Below are 25,312 nucleotides of genomic sequence, written 5' to 3' on the forward strand. Positions count from 1 at the left end.
GCTGTCAGTTGTTAATTAACAAGAACTTAATATTTGAAATGATTCTGTAACATTTCGAGTGTTCTGGAATAATCAGAAGGGGTGAAGAGCTTGGCTGGACACGTAGTAAAATACGGAAAACACCGCGAAAGAAGAAGTTTCGCACGTATCAGTGAAGTATTAGAATTACCAAATTTAATTGAGATTCAAACAAACTCTTACGAATGGTTTTTAAAAGAGGGTTTGCGGGAAATGTTCGAGGATATTTTACCGATTAAAGACTTCAGCGATAAGCTATCGTTGGAATTTGTCGGTTACGAACTAAAAGAGCCCAAATATACTGTTGAAGAAGCGCGCGCCCACGATGCAAACTATTCTGCACCTATTCATGTCACTTTAAGACTAGACAATAAAACAACTGGTGAAATCAAGTCCCAAGATGTGTTTTTTGGAGATTTTCCGTTAATGACGGAAATGGGGACATTTATTATCAACGGAGCAGAGCGTGTCATCGTATCCCAGCTTGTCCGTTCCCCCGGTGTTTATTACAATAGTAAAATAGATAAAAATGGTCGTGAAAGTTTTGGAACGACGGTCATTCCAAACCGTGGCGCATGGTTGGAATTAGAAACAGATGCTAAGGATATTTCTTACGTACGGATCGACCGTACCCGTAAAATTCCTTTGACTGTTTTGATTCGTGCCTTAGGTTTTGGGTCTGACGATACGATTTTGGAGATGATGGGAGAAAATGAAAGTCTGCGTCTAACGATTGAAAAAGATATTCATAAAAATGCATCTGACTCTAGAACAGAAGAAGGACTAAAAGATATTTACGAGCGTCTGCGTCCAGGAGAGCCTAAAACTGCAGACAGCTCCCGAAGTTTACTATACACTCGCTTCTTTGATCCGAAACGCTATGATTTAGCAGCAGTAGGACGTTATAAAGTAAATAAAAAATTAAGTCTGAAGACACGTCTATTGAATCAAGTGTTGGCAGAAACGTTGATAGATCCTGAGACTGGAGAAATTTTAGTCGAAAAAGGAACAGAAATCACTCATGATGTTATGAAGACGTTAGAGCCTCACTTGGATAATGGCTTGAACAATGTGACTTATCAGCCAACTGAAGACGGTGCTATGACGGATCCAGTTCCTTTACAAATCATCAAGGTCGTTTCACCGAAAGACCCAGATCGCGTAATCAATGTTATCGGCAATGGACAAATTGACAGCAGCGTTAAAGTCATCACACCTGCAGATATCATAGCCTCTCTCAACTATTTCCTTAATTTGCAGGATGGCGTGGGACACACAGATGATATTGACCATCTAGGAAACAGACGGATTCGTTCAGTTGGAGAGTTGTTGCAAAATCAATTCCGAATCGGCTTAGCCCGTATGGAGCGTGTGGTTCGTGAGAGAATGTCTATCCAAGATACTGAAACATTGACACCGCAGCAATTAATCAATATCCGTCCAGTGGTTGCTTCTATTAAAGAATTTTTTGGTTCCTCGCAATTATCGCAATTTATGGATCAGACCAACCCGTTAGGTGAATTGACACACAAACGTCGTCTGTCTGCATTAGGACCTGGTGGATTGACTCGTGACCGTGCTGGCTATGAAGTTCGTGACGTGCATTATTCACACTATGGTCGTATGTGTCCGATTGAAACGCCTGAAGGACCAAACATTGGTTTAATTAACAGTTTGTCTAGTTATGCTAAGATTAATAGATATGGTTTTATTGAGACTCCTTACCGTCGTGTAGATCGAAAAACAGGAAAGGTAACAAATCAAATCGATTATCTAACAGCAGATGAAGAAGACCATTACATGGTTGCTCAAGCCAACTCGTTGTTAAATGACGACGGCTCGTTTGTTGATGAGTATGTTATGGCGCGTATTCAAAGTGATAACTTAGAAGTTTCTATTGATAAAGTCGACTATATGGACGTATCTCCGAAACAGGTAGTAGCAGTAGCAACAGCTTGTATACCGTTTCTGGAAAATGACGACTCAAACCGTGCATTGATGGGGGCAAACATGCAGCGTCAAGCAGTGCCTCTAGTTCAACCGTCTTCTCCTTTTGTAGGAACAGGTATGGAGTACAAAGCAGCTCACGACTCAGGTTCAGCACTGATTGCAAAGCATGATGGGGTTGTGGAGTATGTTGACGCTGACGGTATACGTGTACGCCGGAGTAACGGAACTTTAGATAAATATACAGTCAGTAAATTCCAACGCTCAAATGCGGGAATGTGCTATAACCAGCGCCCACTGGTTGAATTGGGTGAAAAAATCGAATCAGGAGATGTCTTGGCAGATGGCCCTTCCATGGAAAATGGGGAGCTGGCTTTAGGTCAAAATGTCTTGGTTGCCTTTATGACTTGGGAAGGTTATAACTACGAGGATGCGATTATCATGAGCCGACGTCTAGTGAAAGATGATGTCTATACGTCCATTCATATTGAAGAATACGAATCAGAAGCTCGTGATACTAAGTTAGGACCGGAAGAAATCACTCGGGAAATTCCAAACGTCGGGGAAGATGCATTGAAAAATCTTGACGAAATGGGAATCATCCGTATCGGGGCAGAAGTAATCGATGGAGATATCTTAGTCGGAAAGGTCACCCCTAAAGGAGTTACTGAGTTATCGGCTGAAGAGCGCTTATTACATGCGATTTTTGGTGAGAAAGCTCGTGAAGTCCGAGATACATCTCTGCGTGTGCCTCATGGCGGCGGCGGAATCGTTCATGATGTGAAAATATTTACTCGTGAAGCAGGCGATGAACTGTCACCAGGAGTCAACATGCTGGTACGAGTGTATATCGTTCAAAAACGTAAAATTAACGAGGGTGATAAGATGGCCGGCCGACATGGTAACAAAGGGGTCGTGTCTCGAATCATGCCGGAAGAAGATATGCCATTCTTACCAGATGGCACACCAGTGGATATTATGTTAAATCCGCTAGGGGTACCTTCACGGATGAACATCGGTCAGGTGCTTGAACTTCATTTGGGAATGGCGGCTCGAAAGCTGGGCATTCATGTGGCTACGCCGGTATTTGACGGTGCCACTGAGGAAGATGTTTGGGAAACAGTCAAAGAGTCAGGTATGGCTTCAGATGCTAAAACCATCCTTTATGATGGAAGAACTGGTGAAGCTTTTGACAATCGTGTGTCTGTCGGTGTGATGTACATGCTGAAACTGGCTCACATGGTAGATGACAAACTACATGCTCGTTCAACTGGTCCTTATTCATTGGTAACGCAACAACCTCTTGGAGGAAAAGCTCAATTTGGCGGTCAGCGTTTTGGTGAAATGGAAGTTTGGGCACTGGAAGCCTATGGTGCAGCTTATACTCTTCAAGAAATCCTAACTTATAAGTCTGATGATGTGGTTGGACGTGTTAGAACCTATGAAGCGATCGTTAAGGGAGAGCCTATTCCAAAACCAGGTGTTCCTGAATCATTCCGAGTATTAGTAAAAGAATTACAGTCATTAGGATTAGACATGCGTGTACTTGATGAGAAGAGTGAAGAAATCGAGCTGCGTGACATGGATGATGATGAGGACGATATGATTACAGTGGATGCGTTGACTAAATATGCTCAAGAGCAAGCTGAGAAAAGTGCGGCAAAAAATGACTAGTTCAGATGAATTGTTGTTGTGCTGTTTTAAAGAAGGAAATGGAGGGAACACCTTTTGATCGATGTAAATAAATTCGAAAGTATGCAAATCGGTTTGGCTTCTCCAGAAAAAATTAGAAGCTGGTCTTACGGTGAGGTAAAGAAACCAGAAACAATCAACTACCGTACATTAAAACCTGAGCGTGACGGCTTGTTCTGTGAACGGATTTTTGGCCCCAGTAAAGACTGGGAGTGTGCTTGCGGCAAGTATAAACGTATTCGCTATAAGGGGATTGTCTGCGACCGCTGCGGCGTAGAAGTCACACGCTCAAAAGTACGTCGTGAGAGAATGGCTCATATTGAATTGGCGGCACCTGTGTCTCATATTTGGTATTTCAAAGGCATTCCAAGCCGAATGGGTCTGATTTTAGATATGAGTCCTCGAGCACTTGAGGAAATCATTTATTTTGCTTCTTATGTCGTTACTGAGCCTGGCGATACTGCGTTAGAGAAAAAACAACTTCTAACTGAACGTGAGTATCGTGAAAAACGGGAACAATATGGACAATCTTTCCAAGCCGGCATGGGAGCAGAAGCAGTACAAAGGCTTTTAGAAGATGTTAATTTGGAAAAAGAAGTGGCAGAATTAAAAGAAGAATTAAAAGTTGCTTCAGGGCAAAAACGTACTCGTGCTATTCGTCGTCTGGATATTTTGGAAGCTTTCCGTCAATCCGGCAACAAGCCAAGTTGGATGGTCATGGATGTGATTCCAGTGATCCCACCGGATTTGCGTCCGATGGTTCAGCTTGAAGGGGGACGTTTTGCTGCTAGTGATTTGAATGACTTGTACCGTCGTGTAATCAACCGTAACAATCGTCTGAAACGATTGCTGGATTTGATGGCACCTAACATAATCGTACAAAATGAAAAACGTATGCTTCAAGAAGCAGTAGATGCATTGATTGATAACGGACGTCGAGGCCGTCCGGTCACTGGACCTGGAAACCGTCCATTGAAGTCCTTATCCCATATGTTGAAAGGGAAACAAGGACGTTTCCGTCAAAACTTGCTTGGAAAACGTGTAGACTATTCAGGACGTTCAGTTATCGTCGTTGGTCCAAACCTGAAAATGTATCAATGTGGTTTGCCGAAAGAAATGGCGATCGAGTTGTTTAAACCATTTGTTATGCGTGAACTCGTTCAGCGAGAATTAGCAAGCAATATAAAAAATGCTAAGCGTAAAATCGAACGGCAGGAAGATGATGTCTGGGATGTTTTAGAAGACATCATCCGAGAACACCCGGTCTTGCTTAACCGAGCACCTACACTGCATAGATTAGGGATTCAAGCATTTGAACCAGTATTGGTAGAGGGACGGGCGATCCGTCTTCACCCATTAGTTTGTGAGGCGTATAATGCCGACTTTGACGGGGACCAGATGGCAGTCCATGTGCCTTTAAATGAAGAAGCACAAGCCGAGGCACGTCTGTTGATGCTGGCAGCTCAAAATATTTTGAACCCTAAAGATGGTAAGCCGGTTGTCACACCTTCTCAGGACATGGTTTTGGGGAACTATTATTTAACGATGGAAGAAGACGGCCGTGAAGGAGAAGGTATGGTCTTCCGCGACATGAACGAAGCAGTTCTGGCGTTGCGCAATGGCTATGTCCACTTGCACACCCGTGTTGGTCTGCAGACGTCTAGTCTTTCTCACAAACCATTTACAGACTGGCAAAAAGATCGGATTTTGATGACGACTGTTGGAAAAATCATCTTTAATGAAATCATGCCAGATGAGTTCCCGTATCTAAATGAGCCGACAGATTATAACTTGGTTGTTGAAACACCAAATAAATATTTTGTTGAGCCGGGTGCTGACATAAAAGCAAGTATTCAAGCGCAAGAGCTGATTTTGCCATTCAAGAAAAAACACTTAGGTAATATCATTGCAGAGGTCTTTAAGCGATTCAAGATTACTGAAACATCAAGGATGCTTGACCGTATGAAAGACTTGGGTTATCATCATTCAACTTCAGCAGGTATTACAGTAGGTGCTGCTGACATTGTTGTCTTGTATGAAAAAGCTGAAATGATTGAACTGGCCCACAAACAAGTGGACAATGTCACCAAACAATTTCGTCGTGGTTTAATTACAGATGATGAGCGTTATGAGCGGGTCATCGGTATTTGGAACAAAGTAAAAGATGAAATCCAAATAAAACTGATGGAAACGTTAGATGTTAAAAACCCTATCTTTATGATGAGTGATTCAGGTGCCCGTGGTAATATTTCCAACTTTACTCAATTAGCTGGTATGCGTGGTTTGATGGCAGCTCCAAGTGGACGGATTATGGAATTGCCGATTATTTCTAACTTCCGTGAAGGGTTGACTGTTTTGGAAATGTTTATTTCTACTCACGGTGCCCGTAAAGGAATGACGGATACGGCACTGAAAACTGCTGACTCAGGTTATCTGACTCGTCGGTTGGTGGATGTGGCCCAAGATGTTATCATCAGAGAAACTGACTGCGGCACTGATCGCGGCTTGGTAATATCAGCTATCCGTGAAGGAAATGAAGTTATTGAACCCTTAGAGGAACGTTTGTTAGGACGGTACGTCCATAAGGCAGTGACTCATCCAGAAACTGGAGAGGTGCTGGCAAACAAAGGTGACTTGTTGAACGAAGATATGACTAAAGCAATTGTGGATGCTGGTGTGGAAGAAGTGACGATTCGTTCCGTCTTTACTTGTAACACTAAGCATGGTGTTTGTAAGACTTGTTACGGTCGTAACATGGCCACAGGTTCAGAAGTCGAAGTGGGAGAAGCAGTTGGAACTATCGCTGCCCAATCAATTGGTGAACCGGGAACACAGTTGACTATGAGAACCTTCCATACGGGAGGAGTTGCTGGAGATGATATCACTCAAGGTCTGCCGCGGGTTCAAGAGATTTTTGAAGCACGTAATCCGAAAGGGCAGGCGATTATCTCTGAAGTAACAGGGGTAGTCTCAGAAATCAACGAGGATGCTGCGACCCGTATGCGTGAAATCACAGTGACTGGAAAAACAGACACAAGAACTTATACTGTTCCATACACTGCTAGATTAAAAGTTGCTGAGGGAGATGAAATCCATCGTGGAGATCCATTGATGGAAGGATCTATCGAACCGAAACAACTACTACAAGTTAGAGATGTTATTTCTGTCGGTACCTATCTGCTTCGTGAGGTCCAAAAAGTCTACCGTATGCAAGGGGTGGAAATCAGCGACAAGCACGTTGAAGTGATGGTGCGTCAAATGTTGCGTAAGGTTCGTGTGATGGACCCAGGTGATACAGATGTTTTGCCGGGAACATTGTTGGATATTTCTGATTTTAAAGATCAAAACTATCAAACATTGATACATGGAGGTACTCCGGCAACTGCTCGTCCAGTATTGTTGGGAATCACAAAAGCTTCCTTGGAAACTAATAGTTTCCTATCTGCAGCATCATTCCAGGAAACAACACGTGTTCTGACCGATGCCGCTATTCGTGGTAAGAGTGATCCGCTACTTGGCCTGAAGGAAAATGTTATCATAGGTAAGATTATTCCAGCAGGAACAGGTATGGCTAAATACCGCAATATGGAACCGAAAGAAGTCGGTGTAGCTAGTGAAAATGTTTATAGTATCAGTGATATAGAAGCGCAAATGGCCGCTGAAGATGCCTTGTTAGGCAAAGAATAAAAAATATCCTCTGACTTTTTTAGTCAGAGGATATTTTTGCTTTTGTGATAGCTGATAAACGTTGAACATCAGTCTAGTTGGAAAACTATAGTTGCATAAAATTTCATGAAACCCATAAATCGACTTTTTTAGTCTAATTTTAAAAGTAAAGCATTGAATGCAACAATGACAGTACTGGCTGACATTAGAACAGCTCCGACGGCTGGACTTAACATAATGCCGATTGGTGCTAGTATGCCCGCAGCCACTGGCAGAGCGACCAAATTATAGCCAGCTCCCCACCATAAATTTTGTTTCATTTTCCGGTTAGTGTTGGCTGCTAGGGATAGTAAATGAAGAATGTCACTTGGGTCGCTCCTGACAAGAATGATATCCGCTGAGTCGATTGCAACGTCAGTTCCTGCACCGATGGCCACCCCGACGTCGGCTCTTGCCAAACTTGGAGCATCATTGATACCATCGCCAATCATCATTGTGCGTTGATGGTTATTTTTGTAAGATTGGATGATTTGATCCTTTTCCTCTGGATGGAGTTCACTGTGTACCTCTTCAATACCAAGCTGTTCAGCTACTAGCTCCGCTACTTGTTGATTATCACCCGTTAACATAACGGGAGTAATCCCTCTTTGTTTGATGCTGTCAATCATATTTTTGGCATCGGGTTTGATTTGATCCCCTTGGGCAATCATGCCGACCACAGAGTCATTTTCTAATAAATAGCTTATGGAGTTGCCTAGTTGTGAATAGGCCATAAAAGATTCTTTGTCATAAGTTAAATTTTGTTGATCCAGATATTTTGCATTGACAATCTTCCAGTTTTTCTGCTGGTATGTTCCAATAATACCCGTTCCAGCTATGGTATTGATTTGTTCGAATTGTGGTAGAGTCAAAGCTTCTTTCTTAGCTGCATCCACTATCCCAACGGCAAGAGGATGGCTCGAAAAACTTTCCAGACCAGCGAACAAACGTAGAATTTCTTTTTCAGGATGGGCTTGTTCAAATGAAGCGATCTTATTAACTGTGAAATTCCCTTCAGTTAATGTTCCTGTCTTATCCATTAAAATCACATCGACAGCAGGGACTATTTCCAAAGCCTGTCTATTTTTGATTAACAAACCATTTTGTGCGCCCAAAGAAGTGGTTCTGGCGACAACTAGAGGGACTGCAAGACCGAGTGCGTGAGGGCAGGCGATAATTAAGACTGTGACTAGTCGTTCTAAAGCAATATTGACATCTTTAGTCAAGGATAACCAGACAACAAAGGCCAAAAGTCCAATGATTAGAGCGATATAAAACAGCCAGCCAGCAATTCTATCAGACAGGTTCTCTGCCATGGATTTTTCTTTTTGAGCATCAGAAACTAACGTCATAACTTGAGACAGATAACCACTTTCCCCAGTCGCCGAGACTTCGATTGTTAGTGAGCCGCTTCCATTAGTCGAGCCTCCGATGACTTGTTCGCCGATACTTTTTTTAACGGCTTTGGCTTCTCCAGTGAGTAGGGATTCATTGACGGTGCTTTCCCCATTCACAACGATGCCGTCCACTGGGATGTTTTCCCCGGCATGTACGATGACTTTATCGGTCAACTGTACTTCATTCAGGGGTACCATCTTGGTTTTACCATCATCCAGTTGTAAAAGTGCCTCGTTAGGCAAGAGTTCGGCCATCTTTTGTAAAGCATTTCCTGCGTTTCCTATAGCATTCATCTCAATCCAGTGGCCTAACAGCATAATGATGATAAGACTGGCAAGCTCCCAGAAGAAATCCATAAAGTGTTGATGATGAAAGATCAGCCTAGCGGCAAAAGCGTAGAGACTGTAAAAGTATGCGACAGAAATCCCTAATGAAATCAGAGTCATCATTGCCGGCTTTTTTTGGGACAACTCATCTTTTGCACCTGAGATAAAGGGAGCACCACCATAGAAATATAAGATTGTGGCTAGTATCAGAACAATCCAGTCCGACCCGGGAAAAGTTATTTGAAACGGTAATGAGATGCCCATCATCGGGGACATGATCAGAATCGGAATTCCTAAAAATAAAGAATGGAAAAACTTTTTTTTGAATAACTCAGCATGTCCGGTGTGATGATTTCCATGATGGCCGTCATTGTGATTATGATGTTCCGTAGGTTGTTCATGAGTGTGTTTCATGCCATGTTCGTGATTAGTTTGATGAGCATGGGACGCGTGTTCTTCATGGTGTTGGTGCTCTTGTTTCATATTAGTGGTGCTCCTTTCTCAATTTTTTATCTAAAAGTAAGACTGTTCTCAACGCTTTCCACTTTTTATCCCGTGATGATTATCTAACAATTAAAACATTACATTTTGCATGGGTAGTTGCATAATGGGCAATGGAACCCAATAATGATTCGCTGATAAAATGTCTTCCGGTAGCTCCAAGAACGATGAGATCAGCATCTACGCTTTCAGGTAGAGTGACGGCTAACAGTTTTTTTGGCGAGCCTTCTTTGATGATTGATGCGAGATTTGTAAAATCCATATTATCAGCTTGTTCTTCCAGAGTTGAATACCGATCTTCACACTCATTTTTTAACTCCTCTAGAGCGGAGGAAGGAAGATAGTTGGCAACGTTATTGATGACTTGTGCGACATAAAGCTTAGCATTATTTTGTTTTGCAGTGGCAACTGCTTGTGCAAATGCAATCTCAGATGCTTCTGATCCATCGACACCTACAATTATATTTTCATAATTCTCTTTTACTGACATAGAAAACCCTCCTAATCTTTTTTTGAAGCAAAATACTTACCTATATTATAACATGGAGGATATTATAATACGTGGGATATGAATTCTCTAATCTGTTATTGGGAGAGAACAGATGTTGGTTTTAGTTTTAATTGTAAAGATGACTTGAAATAGTTGGGCGAATAGTATATCATAGATAATTGTTGATGGAAAAATTATCATATTGTGCCGCCTTAGCTCAGCTGGTAGAGCACCACCATGGTAAGGTGGGGGTCGTCAGTTCAAATCTGACAGGTGGCTCTAGGTCAAACCTATGTATATCAAGGGTTTGGCTCTTTTTTATTTTTCGAAAAATTTCTATATTTTAAATTGATGATGCTTCGTTTGTTATTAAGGTTTTGTTATACTAGAAAGAGGAGGGTGTAAATATGAAATTCATAATAATATTTTTAGGGGTATTGCTGCTAGGTGGGTGTTCAAAAAAAGAGGTGGAAGAAGTACAAACAAAAAACACTTCAGATGCTAAGACCACAGTTTCAACTAGTAAAACGGCTTCAGAGAGTACTGGAAAATCATCAGAACAAGGGGCAACTACTTTTTCAACAGTTTCGGAAGAAGAACGACAGAAAAAGATATACGAAGAGAAAATCACTCAATATAATAACCTGTCAGAAGAAATAAAAGTTTATCTCGCAGCCACGACTGTTGACAGTCGTGCAGAGTCTCCAAACTTAATGGGATTTTCAATTTACTATACTTTTGAGGGGGATAAGCTCTATGTGCAAGTGCACTCAGGAGCAGGTGTGGGGCATCCGATTTATGTTTTACAATATGATAATGACTACATTTATCCTGTAGAAGGCGTAGTAAATGTTTCCATTGATGAAACTCAAGTTGCCGAGATAAATCCTGCGCCAGTATCAAAGGTGGACCTTTTAGAAAAATATCTTAATTCAAAAAATAGTTACGATAATGGCGTAGCAAATCTTGAAAACATTCCAGACATACCTAATTGGTTTAATAACATGAAGTCTCGTTTATAAATAAGGGTTTAAAAGTAAGCATCTATCGCTTGAGCTAGGTGCTTTTTCGTTTCATTAAAAAGAAGCCACATGACTATTAGTCGTCTAATTTTGTTTGTAAAGAGTTGGATAGTGTTTGGAATAACGAAATCTTCCAGATTTCTCCCAAGTTGTTAAATCATTATGGCGCAAGATAAATTTAAAGGTTTTTAGAGGGGGCTTTTTACGGTTGACCGCTGAAATGACATCTATCAATATAAGTATTTTATTTAGTGCTTGTTTCCAAAATATCCGAAAATCTGACAAAAGAAAAGTTGCTGTTATTTTATAAGAATTACTATTGAGTGGGTGAGAGGCTCGTTTTTTCTGAGTTGTATTTAGAAAGCATGGAAATTAAGCTATTTATATGAAAAAGGAATCGAATTTTTCGATTCCTTTCTTACGGATGCTTTGATAATTTAACGTTTAATTGATAGAGGGTCTCTTTATCGTATGGGCTTGTTTTTTGTGTCTGATGAGTTGCTACATCTTCATCCACATGGGTTCCAATGTATTACCATCTAAATCTTGAACTTCTAATCCATACCCATCTTCTTCTGGCATACCGCTTTCTACCTGATAAACATGTCCGCCGTTTTCTTTCGCTAATTCGCCAAAATTTTTTACCGCTTCTGCACTTTCCAGTGAAAAGGCAATCAGGGCACCACTCGTTTTTTGTGTGTCAGAAACTTTTCGCTCTTCAATAAACGATTGATAAAAATCATGGACCAAAAGCATAATGTTAAAGTTCTCATCCCAGACCATACAACTAGCATTGTGATCAGAAAAGTTTTCGTTCTTTTTAAAACCTAGCTTTTCATAAAAGGTTGTTGAAGCCGCCAAATCATTTACTGGAAAATTCACAAAAACCATTGTTGCCATATGCTCATCCCTTTCAATATTAAATAACGTGTTAAAGACGATTCGATGTCTCTGATATGTTATTATATTAACACGGATTAAACGGAAAAAATACTGATAAGACTTGGATGAGTTGCGCAGTTCATTCAAAATTAAATGTTTTATATCAAAAAACAAATAGACATGACCAAAATGATATTCATAAGCGTCACATCCAAGAATAACCCAAACCATAGACCGTTCGGATATACTTTGGCTGGTTTGGATTATCATCTATTTTTTTTCTCAATCGTTTGACTGTTACGGTCAAGGCGTGGTCATCCACAAAGTCAGTATTGCCAGACCAGATATTGTCGATGAGAAATTCCCGCTTTAGTGTTGCACCTCTGTTGTTTACGAGTAAATAAAGCAGTTTTTGCTCAGTTTTACTTAATTCAACTGACACGCCATTTACCACGAAAATCATCTGCTGAAAATCAAAGGTCATGTTTTCTATTTGAATTTTAGTGACAGGAACTGTCTGTCGTAATTGTACGGCGACTCTTGCCCGGAGTATCATCAGGCTGAATGGTTTCGTAATGTAATCATTCGCACCAGATTCTAATCCGATAATAATATCTGACTCCATATTGTTTGCGGTGATTATGATAATCGGCACAGTGCTTGATGAACGGACCTCCTTTAGAAAAACAAGGCCGTGACCGTCAGGCAAATTCAAATCAAGCAGTATCAAGTCGATAGCTTCGTCAGTAATGATTTTTTTAGCTTCAGTTATTTTTCTGCATTGAAAAAATTGATACTCCTCATTACTCAAAGCAAGTTTTATACCGTCATTTAGTTCTTGATCATCTTCCAAAATCAGAATTTTTTTCATTGTAATCTCCAATACGCTCAGTAATGCATTTAGTTTATCATAAAACATTACTTTTTTGAGTTTTTTAGAGACTTTCTTGTTCCTTATTATTTTGCTGTACGTAGTGGTTATAGAGTGTCTCTAAAAATTGAATTTCAGTCACATTTTGATAAGGCAAAACATAAAATTTAGCAAACTGAAAGATCGAAAAAATATTCCAAAAAAAGAATGAAAATCGCAGAATCAAAAGTTCAAGTTTATAACCGTGCATGATTTGCCGACTAAGCTGAATAGCTTCTGAAGCACTTAGGTCAGGATTTTTTTCAAGTAAATAATTAGTCATAGCATACGCTGCCCCTTTTACAATACCGGGAATAACGAAAAGTAAGGACCATAAGAAAGTGTAAATGGCAATCAACACATTTGCTTTTAATACTCGATTTTTTTGAGCTTTGATAAAATAAGAGAAAATTTTAAGACCATCTACTCGTTGCCCTCTAAGTGTGTGTATTGCGGACCACTGGAGCACAGCCTTAAAGAGGGAGGAAATCAAAAACAGTGCAGCTAAAGCCAAAATCATCACTAAAAACCAAAAAAATCGTGGCACTACCGAATAAGGGTCGCCGTAGCCATAGTAGCCGTAATTACCTAAATAGCCGTAAATAATATTTCTGAAACTGTATAATAGTCCGTTGATAAAAAAATTGGAGATAGCTTTTCGGAAAACAAAATGCACTACTAACGACGCAACAGTGAACCAAATAATTGTTTTTAACCATTCGCCGTATCTGCCAGATAATTTTTCTTGTGCCTGAGTTTTTAACTCTGCCCGCGTAATATTGAGGCCTTCCGACTCCTCGAGTATAAGTTCAAAATCATCATCTGCCTTCATTTGATTGATTTTGATAGCGAATCGCTCGTTGAAAGACTCACCATTATCAGAAATGTTTTGTTCTACGTTGTATCCGCATTTAGAGCAAAACTTTGCTTCTGCTCGTAATTCTGTACCGCAATTTGGACAATATTTCATTTTTTTCACCCTATCTATCTTTTTTTCAAATACTAGAAATGTAAAGCCATAGTTTGTGCCCGTGGTGCCATTTAGAATTATACAAACCAGCTTCAGTACCATGCCGGCTTACTGAGAAGATTTAATTCCACTAGATGCGAATGCTTCACTCAGTTACTTGGTTTGATTTAAGAAAATTGATACCCTTGAAAACTCCGTAATCAATGTGTACTCTCCTTTTTTGAACACATCCTTTTTTGAGTAAATCGACAAAAATGTAATTTTAACCTTCTGTAAATTATATTTTATAGACGATTTGTATATAACAAGTATTATTGATATAATTTCATTAGTCAATAACTTTTTAAAGGAAGATAATTTGAGAAGAGAAAATAGAAAACAAAGGCAGAAGAAAAGACAAAAAAGTGCATTTTTTCTTGCGGTCACTTTTGTGTTAGTTGCCTGTCTTACTTTTTTTGCCATGAGTTTTTTTAATCAAGAAAAAAAGAACGAGACTGCAGTTCTTGAATCATCCGACATAAAGATTTCAAGTCAAACTATTGAAACAAAGGATGAGACAGTGGCAACGACGAATACTACCGAACAATTAGTGATAGAAACTTCCGACGACACAGAGAAAGAAGTTTTAGATGATTCTGGTTTGCTGGCAAATGCTGCTCAAGTCAGCTATGGTGTGTATTATTTTAATAATGACACTTACATATCTAATAACAATAATGCCCCCATGGTTTCAGCCAGTGTCATCAAAGTGTTTATCATGAGCTATATTTATGAAAAAGGTATCGGTTTGCAAGTTACTTCTGCAGGAGAATCTTTAAGCAGTTTAACACAGCGGATGATTCAAAGCAGTGATAACCATGCGACTAACACAATCATTGATTATCTTGGGATGGATGTGCTGAATCAGTATTTTGAAGAATCAGGTTATTTTGATACGCAAATACAGAGAAAAATGTTAGATGAACAGGCAAGGAGCTTAGGGAAAGAAAATTATACGTCCTTGAATGATACGATGTCCTTTCTCAAGAAAATATATCAAAACAAAGATAGCGCTCCTTATTCACTAATGTTGGAAGTCATGGCAGGACAACAAATACGAACGAAAATCCCGCGCAAACTGCCAGCAAACATTGTAGTAGCTAATAAAACCGGGGAACTTCCTGCAGTAGAAAATGATATTGGTCTCGTTTTATCCGTACCAGATCCTTTTGCGATTGTTGTTCTGTCAAACAACGTGTCCAGCAGTGAAGGGATGCGGGACGCTATTGGAAATTTTGCTTTGAATGCTTTAAGGGAATAAAATAAAGGAACCAGAGAGAAATGAGGAGAGTTAAATGAAATATTGTCCAAACTGTGGAGCTTCTAATCAAGGAGATGCGATGTTCTGCGAACAATGCGGGCATCATTTTATTTCAGAAGATGAGGGTATTGATAAAGTAGAGTTGGAACAAGAACTTCGATCAGTGGGCAGTGATCCGGTTCCAGTCTATAAGGGGGACCAAAAACCAACTGGTCGAAATAAAATTATAATCATATTTGCAGCAGTTCTTGCCTTAGGAATAATTGTCGGAACAGGAATTTATTTTGCTACTTCACGAAAAGAAAAGCCTGAACCTGTTGTTCAAACAACGCCTACTTCAACAACTTCGGAAAAAGAGGAAGAAGCGGAAGAAGCGGAAGAAGCGAATAAATATGATGCTATTATTCAGGAAGCAAAGGTTTTGACAATCAACGGTAATTACAAAGAATCTTCGCTAAAACTTGCTTCGATTCCAGTCAGCGAACTATCGAAAGAGGAATTTAGCTCGATTCGTGAGGCAGTGGAAGAATTGACTAAGCAAAACAATGATGGGATACAGGAAGAAAAAGGCAAGCAGTCGGAAGAGGCGAAGAAGCAAGCTGCTCAAAGTGCCACTGCGAGTGGATTTACGGGAGATTTTGCTAAATGGGCGAACACATTTTTATTTTATTATTCTCAGGGCGGTCAAAAACAAAGTTCACTAACTATCTCAGCCAATGGCGGCGTCACTCAAAATAATTATGATGGGACGCAATATTTTGGCAAGGCTACAATCGCAAGTTCGGGCGGGAGTATTTTGAGTTATGAGACCAACGAATCTTATCCGATGGACATGCCGGCAACCAAGATGATTCGACCAGATGTGGCAATCACTGTCCAATGGGATGTTGGGGGCAGTCAAGTATTTTACGGCTATCTTTCCTATTCTTCACGTCTGGCATTGACAGATGGTTTGTCTAAAAATGCCGGTGTCAATGAAGTCTGGATATCATATTAATTATTAAACTATTGAATGATGAAAATGACAAGTTCTCTAAAGAGAGAATTTGTCATTTTTTTTACAACACAATTCTGACGTTCAATATAAATAACTTGTTTGAAGGTGCTGCTGCATCTGTTAAAATCGACTGTAATTTTAGGACGAATACTGATAAAATGAATAAAAATCATCTTTTTTATCACGGAGGTGCAAAGTGGATTATATAGTCGAAGAGATACGTTACAAAGACATCAATGACGAACACTATCGGTTGTTGCTAGAAGCAGACCCTTCAAGGGAAAAAGTTGAAAGTTATTTAAAACAAGGAAATATCTATGCTGCCAAAATAAAGCAAAAACTTGCGGGGATAATGGTATTAATACCTAAAGGAGCAAAAATAATAGAAATAGTTAACCTGAGCGTATCTCAAGAATTTCGTCAGAAGGGGATTGGAACAAATTTACTTCAAAAGGCATTGACACTAGCAAAAGAAAAAGGTTATAAAACAATTGAAATTGGGACAGGAAGCACCAGCTTTCAACAATTATATATGTATCAAAAGAACGGTTTTAGAATGGAGTCTATCGACAGGAATTTTTTTGTAAAGCAATATGATCAAGAGATTATCGAAAATGGTTTGGTGTTGAAGGATATGGTTCGATTGAGTCAAAACCTCTGATGTGCCATGTTCTGACAAAAATAAAAATCATTATATTTGTTTTCTAACAGGTTAGCTAGGCAGTGGGGAATTTTAATGGGCAAAGGTAGTATGCTTGTTTTCTAAATTTGTTTAAAATAGCTTTTCTTTTAAAATAGAGAGCAGAAAATTTGCTATACTGAAGCATGATATCTATGATGAAAAAATTGTTAAGGGAGTTTTTTGATGAATATTGTAGTTTTGGCTGGCGGGTACAGCGATGAACGTGACGTCTCTCTTTCTTCAGGAAGCATGATTGCCAACGCTTTGATCAAAAAAAATCATCGTGTGTTGCTGGTTGATCCATATGTAGGATTAAAGAATATCGCCAATTTTGAAGAAGGTTTTAAACGGTACGAACAAAAGGCTTATTCTTATCAAGTACCGATTCAAGCACCAGATCTTGAGAAAATAAAAGCCGAACAAAATAATCAGGAAGAATTAATCGGTCCCAATGTTTTAGCTCTCTGTCAGACGGCGGATGTGGTCTTTCCAGCGCTCCATGGCGGAATGGGTGAAAATGGTCAGCTTCAAGCCTTACTGGACATTTTTAATATCTCATATACAGGGACTGGATTTTTAGGCAGTGCTTTGGCAATGGATAAAAAACTTTCCAAGGAACTTTTTTTACAACATCAAATTCCTACACCTGCAAGTTTTTCGACCGATGGAAAGGAACAAATATCTTTTCCTTGCGTCATTAAACCGAATAACAGCGGGTCAAGTATTGGTGTTAAAATCGTTCAGACGGAACAGGAGTTTTTCTCAGCATTGGCGGAGGCAAAAAACTACGATAGTGAGCCACTGATTGAAGAAACGATCACAGGGCGAGAATTTTCAGTGGGGATTTTAGATGGAGAGGTATTGCCTATTATTGAAATACAGCCTAAAACGGGCTTTTATGATTATGCAAATAAATATCAAGAAGGGGCAGTAGAAGAAAGTTGTCCGGCAGACTTGTCAAAAGAAAAAACATTGGAGATGCAGAGACTGGCATTAAAAGTACATCAAGTGTTGAGACTAGGCACTTATGCTCGAATTGACTTTATGATGGATCAAGCAGGTGCTATATTTTGTATAGAAGCCAATACGCTGCCGGGAATGACGCCAACTAGCTTATTACCCCAGGAAGCTTTAGCAGCGGGTATATCCTATGAAGATTTGTGTGAAAAAATCGTTCACTTAGCTTTAAAAAAATAGGGTTAAAATGGCTGAAAAAAAAAGAAGTAAAGACTATCATGTAAACTGTGGATTGGCCGTAGTTTTACAAAAAAATTGGCATAGTTATAGTTTGTGACAGCAATCATTTATCTGGAGGGATTAAAATGAAAATCATGCTAGTTGAGGATGACAAAAAAATAGCATGGCTAGTGAGTGAACATCTAAAAAAATATGGCTATACTCTGGTGTTGCCCCCTGATCTAAAGGAAGTAATGACATTTTTTGAAAAGGAAATTCCAGACTTAGTCTTGATGGATGTTAATCTTCCTTTTTACGATGGGTTTTATTGGACCAAGAAGATTCGGCAAATTTCCAAATGTCCGATTATTTTTCTGTCTGCAAGAGAAAGCAGTATGGACCAAGTCGTTGCCTTAGATTATGGTGCAGATGACTATATCACCAAACCTTTTTCCTACGATTTGCTCCTTGCAAAAGTCAAGAGTCATATACGACGGGTGTATGGGGAGTATGCTATCGGTAATGAAGAGCGAGTCTATGAAAAAAATGGACTGCGCTATTATCCTGAACGTTTGGAAATTCATTATGGCGAGTCTGTAGAATTTGTGACCAAAAAAGAAGGGGAATTAGTCGAATTATTATTAGTGACTTATCCGGAAGTTGTTAGTCGGGAGGCAATTTTAGAAAAATTGTGGGATACGCAAGATTTTGTTGATGACAATACGTTGTCCGTTAATATTACGCGCCTGAGAAAAAAATTTCAGGACGTTGGATTGCCGGACAGTATTTTGACGATTCGCGGCAAGGGTTACAAATTAGTTTTAGGTGACCTTCATGATTAAAGTTTTTCTTCGTCATCAGCTGCCCTATATTTGTTTATATATCCTTTCGGTCAGTTTATTAGGCGGTATTTTCTGGCTGGATGGTTACCGCAATTGGCAAGTCCTTTTATATGGCGCACTTTTATCGGTAACCTTACTTTTGATTTATCTGATTGTTTATTTTTTTTCCCATCACCAGCTTTACAAGATGCTTGGTGATAAGGATCAAAAGCTTTTGTTTGATACGTCAAGAAAAGACATTAGTTTCTTTTCTAAACAAGTCAATGAACTGTTGTTGACCCAACAAAAAATGTCTTACGATGAGATGGTCAAGATTCGCGATTCCAGAGAAGAGCATTTGAAGTTTATCCATTTGTGGGTACATCAAATGAAAACGCCCTTAGCAGTGATTGATTTGATGATACAGTCAGGCGAACTTGACAAGCAAAATCTGCTGGAGGAGACAGAAAAAATCAACGACGGCTTGCGTATGGCATTAAACATGGCAAGAATCGAGTCCTTTGAGACAGATTTTGTCATAGAAAAGTCATCTTTGAATCACATCGTTCATGAGGTAATTCAAGAACAAAAGCGTAATTTTATTCGTCACCGGGTCTATCCTAAAGTGTTGTTCCATCAGGAGTATTTTGTAGAGACTGATAAGAAGTGGCTGCAGTTTAGTCTTTACCAGATTGTCAGCAATAGTATCAAATATTCTTCTGGGAAGGGTACCAGTATTGAATTTGATGTCATCAAAAAAGGGGATAATCTGCAGCTGGTTATTCGTGATTATGGTGCCGGTATTGCCCCGGAAGATTTACCTCGGGTTTTTGATCCCTTCTTTACTGGCAGTCAAGGCAGAATTCATCAAGAAGCTACTGGTATGGGATTATACCTTGTGAGAGAAATATTTGAGCAGTTAGATCATCAAATTGAAATTGAGTCTGATGTTGGTAAAGGAACAACAGTAAGACTGATGTTTAGCAACTTTATGACAGAAATGTAAGGCAACTGTCACTCTATTCAATGGCTAAAGGCATCATCGTTAGCTAGAATAAAAAGAACAAGTGAAGGCTGTGGCTTAAAGGAGGAAAGAGCATGGTTTATTTAGAATTGAAAAATGTAACCAAAACTTATTCTGGCGTGGTCCCTTATGAAGCCATCCGCCGGGTGAATTTAAAAGTTCCCAAGGGTGAATTTGTCAGTATCATGGGACCGTCTGGAAGCGGAAAAACCACTTTACTAAATCTGATTGCCACACTGGACCGACCGACCAACGGTTCTATCTTTTTAAATCAGAAAGAACCTCATCAGTTAAAAAAAGATGAGATGGCTAAATTCCGCAGAAGGGAATTAGGTTTTGTTTTTCAAGAGGCTAATTTATTAAAAACATTGTCTGTCAGAGAAAATATCATGTTGCCTTTGACCTTAGACAAGGTGCCGGTGGCGGAGATGAAAGAAAAGGCGGAGGCACTTATGGAAGCCGTTGCTATCACGCCTCTTGCTGATAAGCGGATTTATGAAATATCTGGGGGAGAAGCCCAGCGTGTAGCCATTGCCAGAGCTTTAATCCATGAACCCAGTTTGATTCTTGCAGATGAACCTACAGGCAATTTGGACTCTCAAGCAGCGGGCAATGTCATGAAATTGCTGGCACAGATGAATCGTGAAAAAGAGGTCACAACTTTAATGGTGACTCATGATGCTGTTTCTGCAAGTTATTCTCACCGGGTGATTTTTATCAAAGATGGTCAATTATATAACGAGATATATTGCGGGGAAAGCCGCAAGATTTTTTTCCAGAGTATTATGGATGTATTAGCTCACTTGGGGGGCGTCAACCACGAGTTTCAAGCACCACCCGTATTTCAGTAAAAGCAACTGGCAACTGGCTTTTTGTTTTTAGCTGACGTAGCCGGTGACGTGCCAGCTTTTTGATTGAATTATTTTTTTATGAGTAAATAGTCAGGTAGAGGAGGGATGATGATGAGCTTTAAACAATTGATTTTCAAAAATATTACGAAAAACGGCAGAGCCTATCGTTCCTACTTTTTTAGCAGTACGTTTTCGGTGACTCTTTTTTTTATTTTTTCCATGATTGCTCATCATCCTGCATTAAAAGATGGATTCAAAGGAACTTATACGAATATCTCTAGTCTGTCTACGATTGGTTTCGATATTTCTCAAGCAATGGTCGTCTTGATGTCTTCGATATTTCTGTTGTACAGCTTTAGTGTTTTTTTAAAAGGACGGAAAAAGGAGCTGTCGATTTTTTTGTCTTTAGGAATGTCTGGGAGACAAGTTCGATTAATGGTTTTTTTTGAAAATATGCTTCTTGGCTTATCATCGATTGTGACAGGTTCTCTCCTGGGCTTATTATTTTCCAAATTTTGCCTATTGATTGCCCAAAATCTATTTATGATTGAAAAAGGTTTGCCTTTTTATTTTCCCAAAGAAGCACTTCTTTTGACGTTTGCTTCTTATGGTATGATTTTTCTACTTATTTCTTTGTTTACTGTTTTTTCTTTACGGATCCGAATCATCACGGAGTTGTTAAGAGAAGGAATCAAGGGGGATGACACTCCTAGGGTGAAGTGGTGGTTGTCTGCTTTAGGTGTTTTAAGTTTGCTGGCAGCTTATTTTTTAATCTGGAGTTTTGTCAAAGATTTCAGGTGGGACTGGGAAGCCAACAATTACTTGCTATACGCTGGGGTCGTATGTTGTTTTTGGGGGACGTTTTTGTTTTTCACGCAATCTGCTCCTCAGGTGATTTTGCGATTAAAACGAAGTAAGATTTTCCTGAGAGGGCCTCGCATGCTGCTGCTCAGTAATTTGACTTATCGGATGAAAAAAAACTCAGTCATGTTTTTTATTATCGCAATCGTTGCTTCAGCGGCATTTATCGGCATGGGTTATACCATGTCAATCGGCGGCTCAAACTATGTTGCCAGTCAAGACAGTTCTTTTGCCTATTCTTACAACTCCATTGCGTATGATGATTTAGACAAGATGGAAAAAGAAGACAGAAAAAACATCCAATTTATTACCACATCTATTGAAGCATTTGGTTATGATTATTTGGTACAAGATTTATCAAATCCTGTGTTTGCTATCATCATCCAAAAAAAGTCTATGTCCAAATGGGCGGACAACTACTTGGTCTTTCCGTTATCAAAATACAATGAAATGGCTGAGTTTAAAGGAGAGCGAAAACTTAAACTCAAGAATGACCAACAAGCACTGTACGTGTCTAACACTAATTCTCAAAAACAAGTGGTCAGCGGACGAGATAAAAAGAAAAATATCCATTATCAGGAATTGGAGTTTTTCGGTCATGGGGGAGACAGTTTCAAGAGAAAAATGGAAGTTGTTTCTGTTCCTCAAGGGTATAATATTCGATTTTACGTCAATCCATTACTGCTGGTCAGTGATGAGTTATATAACCAACTCACGACAAAAGAACCAGAAGACGCAGACTATCGCGAGCATAGTGTAGTCATTCATTTCAATGAATGGAACAAAGATAAAAAATTAAACCATAAAATCTCCCAGTATTTTAACCGCATAGACAAAGAGCAGTTCAGTGAGTATGAAAAAAAGCTGGAGGAACTGGGAGGAGATTATGACGGGTTAAGCGAGGAAGAAAAGGCAACAGTGGACTTATTATATCCAGAAGACTTCATCTTCTTTTACTCCTTGTTTGACAGTTGGGTGGAGAATAATCAGTCCAACGGTTTGATAATTTTGGTGAGCTTCCTGTTGGGTTCAGTGTTTTTCTCATTTGCTTCATGTATTGTTTATTTCAGACTCTTTGGAGAATTGGACAGAGACGGGGAGTTGCATAGGGCGCTGCATATTTCAGGCACTACCCTCAAAGAGCGTCATAGAATTGTGACGGAAGAAATGCTAATCATGTTTTTTTTGCCGTTGCTGATAGCTTTATTAAATTTTTGGGTGGCAATGTACTGTTTGAGCATTTATCTAGATACGTCTACGATGGTGTATTTCTTTAGAATTGCAAAAATATATCTTGTTTTCCAATCGGTTTTCTTCATCATTCTCCGCGGAAATTACTTGAAGCATTTAGATCACTATGCAGAATATATAAGCTGACCTTTCATTTTCAACTTTGATAAAAACAGGAACCGGAGTAAATTACCCCGATTCCTGTTTTTTTACGGCTGGAAGTTTTCTTGAATTTGTCGATATGTTTCTGTAGTTTCTGCTGCCGTTTTATTGGAAGCAAAATACAAACCCTCTGCGGTTTTTATCCGCACAGATTTATCAGATGACAAGAACAGATAGAAATTAGCATCTTCTCCTGTGTCGGTAAGTCTGAAAACCCCCGTAGCATAGTTGGCAGTCCCCGCACCTTTGATTCTCATTGCTCTAGGCGTTTCTTCAAGTAAGGTAACTTCTTCAACATCTGAAAAAGGAATGTTCTTATCTTTTGCAAAAGGAGCACGTAAAACAATGTGGTCCTTGCTGACTTGAAATTCAAAAGCATTATTGGAAAAATCTGCCTTGAAAAGAGGGATGGTCACACCAATCAACAGTGCAAAGACGGCTATACCGGTGATTATACCAATAAGTTTTGTACTGCGATGACCTAAATTCATGTCAATGTTAGTTCCGATTCTATTAGGGACCCAAAATTTTGGATCATCTGGATTACAGTAAAATCCATACCGCCAATAATAATCTGCCCCATCATAGAGATATTTTTCTCCTTGATGGAGTGCCAGTTCCTCACGTTTATTAGAACGAAGCATAAGTATGATGACAGAAGCAGGAAAAGCAAACATCAATACTATCATTAGGATTATGAATAATCCGCTAGAAAAGGCAAAGCTGCTGCCAAACCCCAACCCCATATAAATTCCGATAAATGCGATGGCAAGAATGGCGATAAACCACTGAATCAAAATGATCAATAACGACCACGTTCTTTTTTTGTTTCGATTAATAAACTGATTGATTTTTTCTTCTTTGCTGTAAACGGTGACTGGCAGTTTATAAACTGTAAAATATAAAAAACTTGTCAGCACAGAAACGGCCAATAATAAAAAGTTGATGAAGACAAGACTTGACTCAGGATTTAAAAACAAAAGTCCCAAGGTGCCTCCCAGCTGCAATCCAAGGGGAAGAAGCAGCCAATAGAATGAAAGAATCCCTTTTTGTCGCTCAATAGAAAGTTTCGTGTCTACTCGCAGAATAGTGTCATTATTTTCTTGTGTGTACCACTGATTTTTTTGCTTTAATTCCTGCATTTTTTTTATATGCAGAATAAGCGTACCGTGAATCAGAACAAACGCAAGCACCATCAGACTAAAGAAAATTATCAGCTGAATGGAGTCATAATCAGAAATAAGAATGGTCAGACCAAGCAGGGATAATATAATGATGCTGTACAAGAGATTTTTTCGATAAGAATGTACGATGTTTTTAACGTTTTTGTTTTCAAGATATTCATCTTTTAAGGTAGTTTCAAGCAACACATTTTTTTTGGGTTTACTATACAACGTATAGGAAAAACCGATGATAATCAGTACAGCGATTAAGATGAGATAAAATAGCCAGTTCATTAGTTGTCTGCTCCTTGTTCTTTAAAATCAGCTATGATTTTTTGTGTCATCGCTGTAAATTGTTCTTTAGTTAACCCATTGACAACCCCGGTTGCCAGTAATAATTCTAATTCTTTTTGATATATTTCTTGAAAATTTGGTCTGCTGATAACTTTGTCAACCACACGAGAACCCAAACGCCGGTCCGTTTCGATATATCCGTCATTTTTTAAAAGATTGTAGGCTTTGGAAACGGTCATCACATTGATGCCAATATCTTCTGCCAGTTGGCGGACTGTTGGCAGAGGTTCTCCCATTTGCAATTGCCCTTTAGCGATGCCAATGACAATCTGTTCGTAAATTTGCTGGTAGATGGGGATGTCGCTAGTCATTTTCAGTTCTAATAGCATGAGCTTCTCCTTAATGTATCGTTTGTATTAGTTAGTGTATTACAAAGTGAGTGAAAAATCAATTGAAACGTTTAGAGATGATTTTTCCCAATGAAGTAATTTAGAAGCAGAGTTTTAAAATTTTCAAAGAGTTTGATTAAAAGAATGCTGTTATAGCCTCAGATTGCCATGCTATAATATGTTCCAATGATTTGAATTGGCAGTATTTTTTTTGACTAAATTAAGCCTTAGCATAAGCGTCGTTAACGTATCTTGAAACAGATTATCAAGGTCATTTGTTAAGAAATTTATAAAAAATATTTATCTGTTGATGCAGTTTTTTTGTATATGTTCAGCTGTCAAAAGAGAAAACGTTACAACAAGGGCTGTAATAGGAGGACAGCAATTATTTTATTGTATTTAAAAACGATGAATTATTAATGAAATTATTTTCGTTTTTCTTGTTTTCGTGTATAATGATGGGAGTTATTGAATTGTAAGGTTGTTGAATAAGGAGGTTGT

The 25,312-nt window shown here is 39.1% G+C and carries 17 protein-coding genes, 1 tRNA gene and 1 pseudogene; 12 read left to right on the forward strand and 7 right to left on the reverse strand.

What is annotated here, in order from left to right; all coding sequences use genetic code 11:
* Window positions 1-90: 90 nt before the first annotated feature.
* A pseudogene (rpoB, locus tag CBF29_RS03340) lies at window positions 91-3,630 on the forward strand (DNA-directed RNA polymerase subunit beta); the annotation flags it as partial.
* A gap of 63 nt (window positions 3,631-3,693) precedes the next feature.
* Entirely contained in the window at window positions 3,694-7,344 is a 3,651-nt protein-coding gene (gene rpoC, locus CBF29_RS03345) for a DNA-directed RNA polymerase subunit beta' (protein WP_126807319.1), read from the forward strand.
* Window positions 7,345-7,472: 128 nt separating this feature from the next.
* Here the strand turns inward: rpoC and CBF29_RS03350 are convergent, their stop codons facing one another.
* Both CBF29_RS03350 and CBF29_RS03355 read right to left on the reverse strand, forming a co-directional pair.
* The gene (locus tag CBF29_RS03350; RefSeq protein WP_126807321.1) at window positions 7,473-9,569 is read right to left on the reverse strand and encodes a heavy metal translocating P-type ATPase; all 2,097 of its coding nucleotides are present in this window, start codon (window positions 9,567-9,569) and stop codon (window positions 7,473-7,475) included.
* Between the two features lie 79 nt (window positions 9,570-9,648).
* Window positions 9,649-10,077: a universal stress protein gene (locus CBF29_RS03355; protein ID WP_126807323.1), complete on the reverse strand. Its 429-nt coding sequence runs from the start codon at window positions 10,075-10,077 to the stop codon at window positions 9,649-9,651.
* Between the two features lie 206 nt (window positions 10,078-10,283).
* Here CBF29_RS03355 and CBF29_RS03360 point away from each other — a divergent pair.
* Window positions 10,284-10,356 (forward strand) — tRNA-Thr (locus tag CBF29_RS03360).
* A 128-nt stretch (window positions 10,357-10,484) separates the two neighbouring features.
* On the forward strand, window positions 10,485-11,099 hold the full coding sequence (locus CBF29_RS03365) for a hypothetical protein (RefSeq protein ID WP_126807325.1): 615 nt from the start codon (window positions 10,485-10,487) through the stop codon (window positions 11,097-11,099).
* A gap of 501 nt (window positions 11,100-11,600) precedes the next feature.
* Here CBF29_RS03365 and CBF29_RS03370 read toward each other — a convergent pair.
* The 3 genes from CBF29_RS03370 to CBF29_RS03380 form a co-directional block, all read right to left on the reverse strand.
* Window positions 11,601-11,999, reverse strand: a complete 399-nt coding sequence (locus CBF29_RS03370) for a VOC family protein (protein ID WP_126807328.1) — start codon at window positions 11,997-11,999, stop codon at window positions 11,601-11,603.
* A gap of 187 nt (window positions 12,000-12,186) precedes the next feature.
* Entirely contained in the window at window positions 12,187-12,852 is a 666-nt protein-coding gene (locus CBF29_RS03375; RefSeq protein ID WP_126807331.1) for a response regulator transcription factor, read from the reverse strand.
* 64 nt (window positions 12,853-12,916) lie between these two features.
* Window positions 12,917-13,861 (reverse strand): DUF975 family protein, encoded by a 945-nt coding sequence (locus CBF29_RS03380; protein ID WP_126807334.1) that lies wholly within the window; start codon window positions 13,859-13,861, stop codon window positions 12,917-12,919.
* Between the two features lie 358 nt (window positions 13,862-14,219).
* Here CBF29_RS03380 and CBF29_RS03385 point away from each other — a divergent pair, with 358 nt between their 5' ends.
* From CBF29_RS03385 to CBF29_RS03420, 8 genes are all read left to right on the forward strand, one after another.
* The gene (locus CBF29_RS03385) at window positions 14,220-15,161 is read left to right on the forward strand and encodes a serine hydrolase (RefSeq protein WP_245987237.1); all 942 of its coding nucleotides are present in this window, start codon (window positions 14,220-14,222) and stop codon (window positions 15,159-15,161) included.
* Window positions 15,162-15,195: 34 nt separating this feature from the next.
* Window positions 15,196-16,158, forward strand: a complete 963-nt coding sequence (locus tag CBF29_RS03390) for a zinc-ribbon domain-containing protein (protein ID WP_126807337.1) — start codon at window positions 15,196-15,198, stop codon at window positions 16,156-16,158.
* A 196-nt stretch (window positions 16,159-16,354) separates the two neighbouring features.
* Window positions 16,355-16,819, forward strand: coding sequence for a GNAT family N-acetyltransferase (locus CBF29_RS03395; protein ID WP_245987238.1), 465 nt, complete (start codon window positions 16,355-16,357; stop codon window positions 16,817-16,819).
* A gap of 204 nt (window positions 16,820-17,023) precedes the next feature.
* A complete protein-coding gene (locus CBF29_RS03400) occupies window positions 17,024-18,037 on the forward strand; it encodes a D-alanine--D-alanine ligase family protein (RefSeq protein WP_126807340.1) in 1,014 nt (337 codons plus the stop codon).
* A 125-nt stretch (window positions 18,038-18,162) separates the two neighbouring features.
* A complete protein-coding gene (locus tag CBF29_RS03405) occupies window positions 18,163-18,858 on the forward strand; it encodes a response regulator transcription factor (RefSeq protein ID WP_126807342.1) in 696 nt (231 codons plus the stop codon).
* Window positions 18,851-19,843, forward strand: coding sequence for a sensor histidine kinase (locus CBF29_RS03410; protein ID WP_126807344.1), 993 nt, complete (start codon window positions 18,851-18,853; stop codon window positions 19,841-19,843). The genes CBF29_RS03405 and CBF29_RS03410 overlap by 8 nt, the downstream gene beginning before the upstream one ends.
* Window positions 19,844-19,935: 92 nt before the next feature.
* Window positions 19,936-20,712 carry an ABC transporter ATP-binding protein gene (locus CBF29_RS03415; RefSeq protein WP_126807346.1) on the forward strand — a complete coding sequence of 259 codons (777 nt, stop codon included), beginning with the start codon at window positions 19,936-19,938 and terminating at the stop codon, window positions 20,710-20,712.
* Between the two features lie 111 nt (window positions 20,713-20,823).
* Window positions 20,824-22,950: an ABC transporter permease gene (locus tag CBF29_RS03420; RefSeq protein ID WP_170169978.1), complete on the forward strand. Its 2,127-nt coding sequence runs from the start codon at window positions 20,824-20,826 to the stop codon at window positions 22,948-22,950.
* 62 nt (window positions 22,951-23,012) lie between these two features.
* Here the strand turns inward: CBF29_RS03420 and CBF29_RS03425 are convergent, their stop codons facing one another.
* Both CBF29_RS03425 and CBF29_RS03430 read right to left on the reverse strand, forming a co-directional pair.
* Complete coding sequence (locus CBF29_RS03425) at window positions 23,013-24,422, reverse strand: PH domain-containing protein (RefSeq protein ID WP_126807351.1); 1,410 nt, start codon at window positions 24,420-24,422, stop codon at window positions 23,013-23,015.
* Window positions 24,422-24,811, reverse strand: a complete 390-nt coding sequence (locus CBF29_RS03430) for a GntR family transcriptional regulator (RefSeq protein WP_126807353.1) — start codon at window positions 24,809-24,811, stop codon at window positions 24,422-24,424. The genes CBF29_RS03425 and CBF29_RS03430 overlap by 1 nt, the downstream gene beginning before the upstream one ends.
* Window positions 24,812-25,312 lie beyond the last annotated feature (501 nt).

This window comes from Vagococcus elongatus, from assembly GCF_003987645.1.
GTDB lineage: Bacteria > Bacillota > Bacilli > Lactobacillales > Vagococcaceae > Vagococcus_A > Vagococcus_A elongatus.

What these genes read in the sequence shown, in the direction of transcription:
- CBF29_RS03350 (WP_126807321.1), bottom strand. Translation starts at nt 9,569, where the DNA reads ATGAAACAAGAGCACCAACACCATGAAGAACACGCGTCCCATGCTCAT.
- CBF29_RS03355 (WP_126807323.1), bottom strand. Translation starts at nt 10,077, where the DNA reads ATGTCAGTAAAAGAGAATTATGAAAATATAATTGTAGGTGTCGATGGA.
- CBF29_RS03365 (WP_126807325.1), top strand. Translation starts at nt 10,485, where the DNA reads ATGAAATTCATAATAATATTTTTAGGGGTATTGCTGCTAGGTGGGTGT.
- CBF29_RS03370 (WP_126807328.1), bottom strand. Translation starts at nt 11,999, where the DNA reads ATGGCAACAATGGTTTTTGTGAATTTTCCAGTAAATGATTTGGCGGCT.
- CBF29_RS03375 (WP_126807331.1), bottom strand. Translation starts at nt 12,852, where the DNA reads ATGAAAAAAATTCTGATTTTGGAAGATGATCAAGAACTAAATGACGGT.
- CBF29_RS03380 (WP_126807334.1), bottom strand. Translation starts at nt 13,861, where the DNA reads ATGAAATATTGTCCAAATTGCGGTACAGAATTACGAGCAGAAGCAAAG.
- CBF29_RS03390 (WP_126807337.1), top strand. Translation starts at nt 15,196, where the DNA reads ATGAAATATTGTCCAAACTGTGGAGCTTCTAATCAAGGAGATGCGATG.
- CBF29_RS03400 (WP_126807340.1), top strand. Translation starts at nt 17,024, where the DNA reads ATGAATATTGTAGTTTTGGCTGGCGGGTACAGCGATGAACGTGACGTC.
- CBF29_RS03405 (WP_126807342.1), top strand. Translation starts at nt 18,163, where the DNA reads ATGAAAATCATGCTAGTTGAGGATGACAAAAAAATAGCATGGCTAGTG.
- CBF29_RS03410 (WP_126807344.1), top strand. Translation starts at nt 18,851, where the DNA reads ATGATTAAAGTTTTTCTTCGTCATCAGCTGCCCTATATTTGTTTATAT.
- CBF29_RS03415 (WP_126807346.1), top strand. Translation starts at nt 19,936, where the DNA reads ATGGTTTATTTAGAATTGAAAAATGTAACCAAAACTTATTCTGGCGTG.
- CBF29_RS03420 (WP_170169978.1), top strand. Translation starts at nt 20,824, where the DNA reads ATGAGCTTTAAACAATTGATTTTCAAAAATATTACGAAAAACGGCAGA.
- CBF29_RS03425 (WP_126807351.1), bottom strand. Translation starts at nt 24,422, where the DNA reads ATGAACTGGCTATTTTATCTCATCTTAATCGCTGTACTGATTATCATC.
- CBF29_RS03430 (WP_126807353.1), bottom strand. Translation starts at nt 24,811, where the DNA reads ATGCTATTAGAACTGAAAATGACTAGCGACATCCCCATCTACCAGCAA.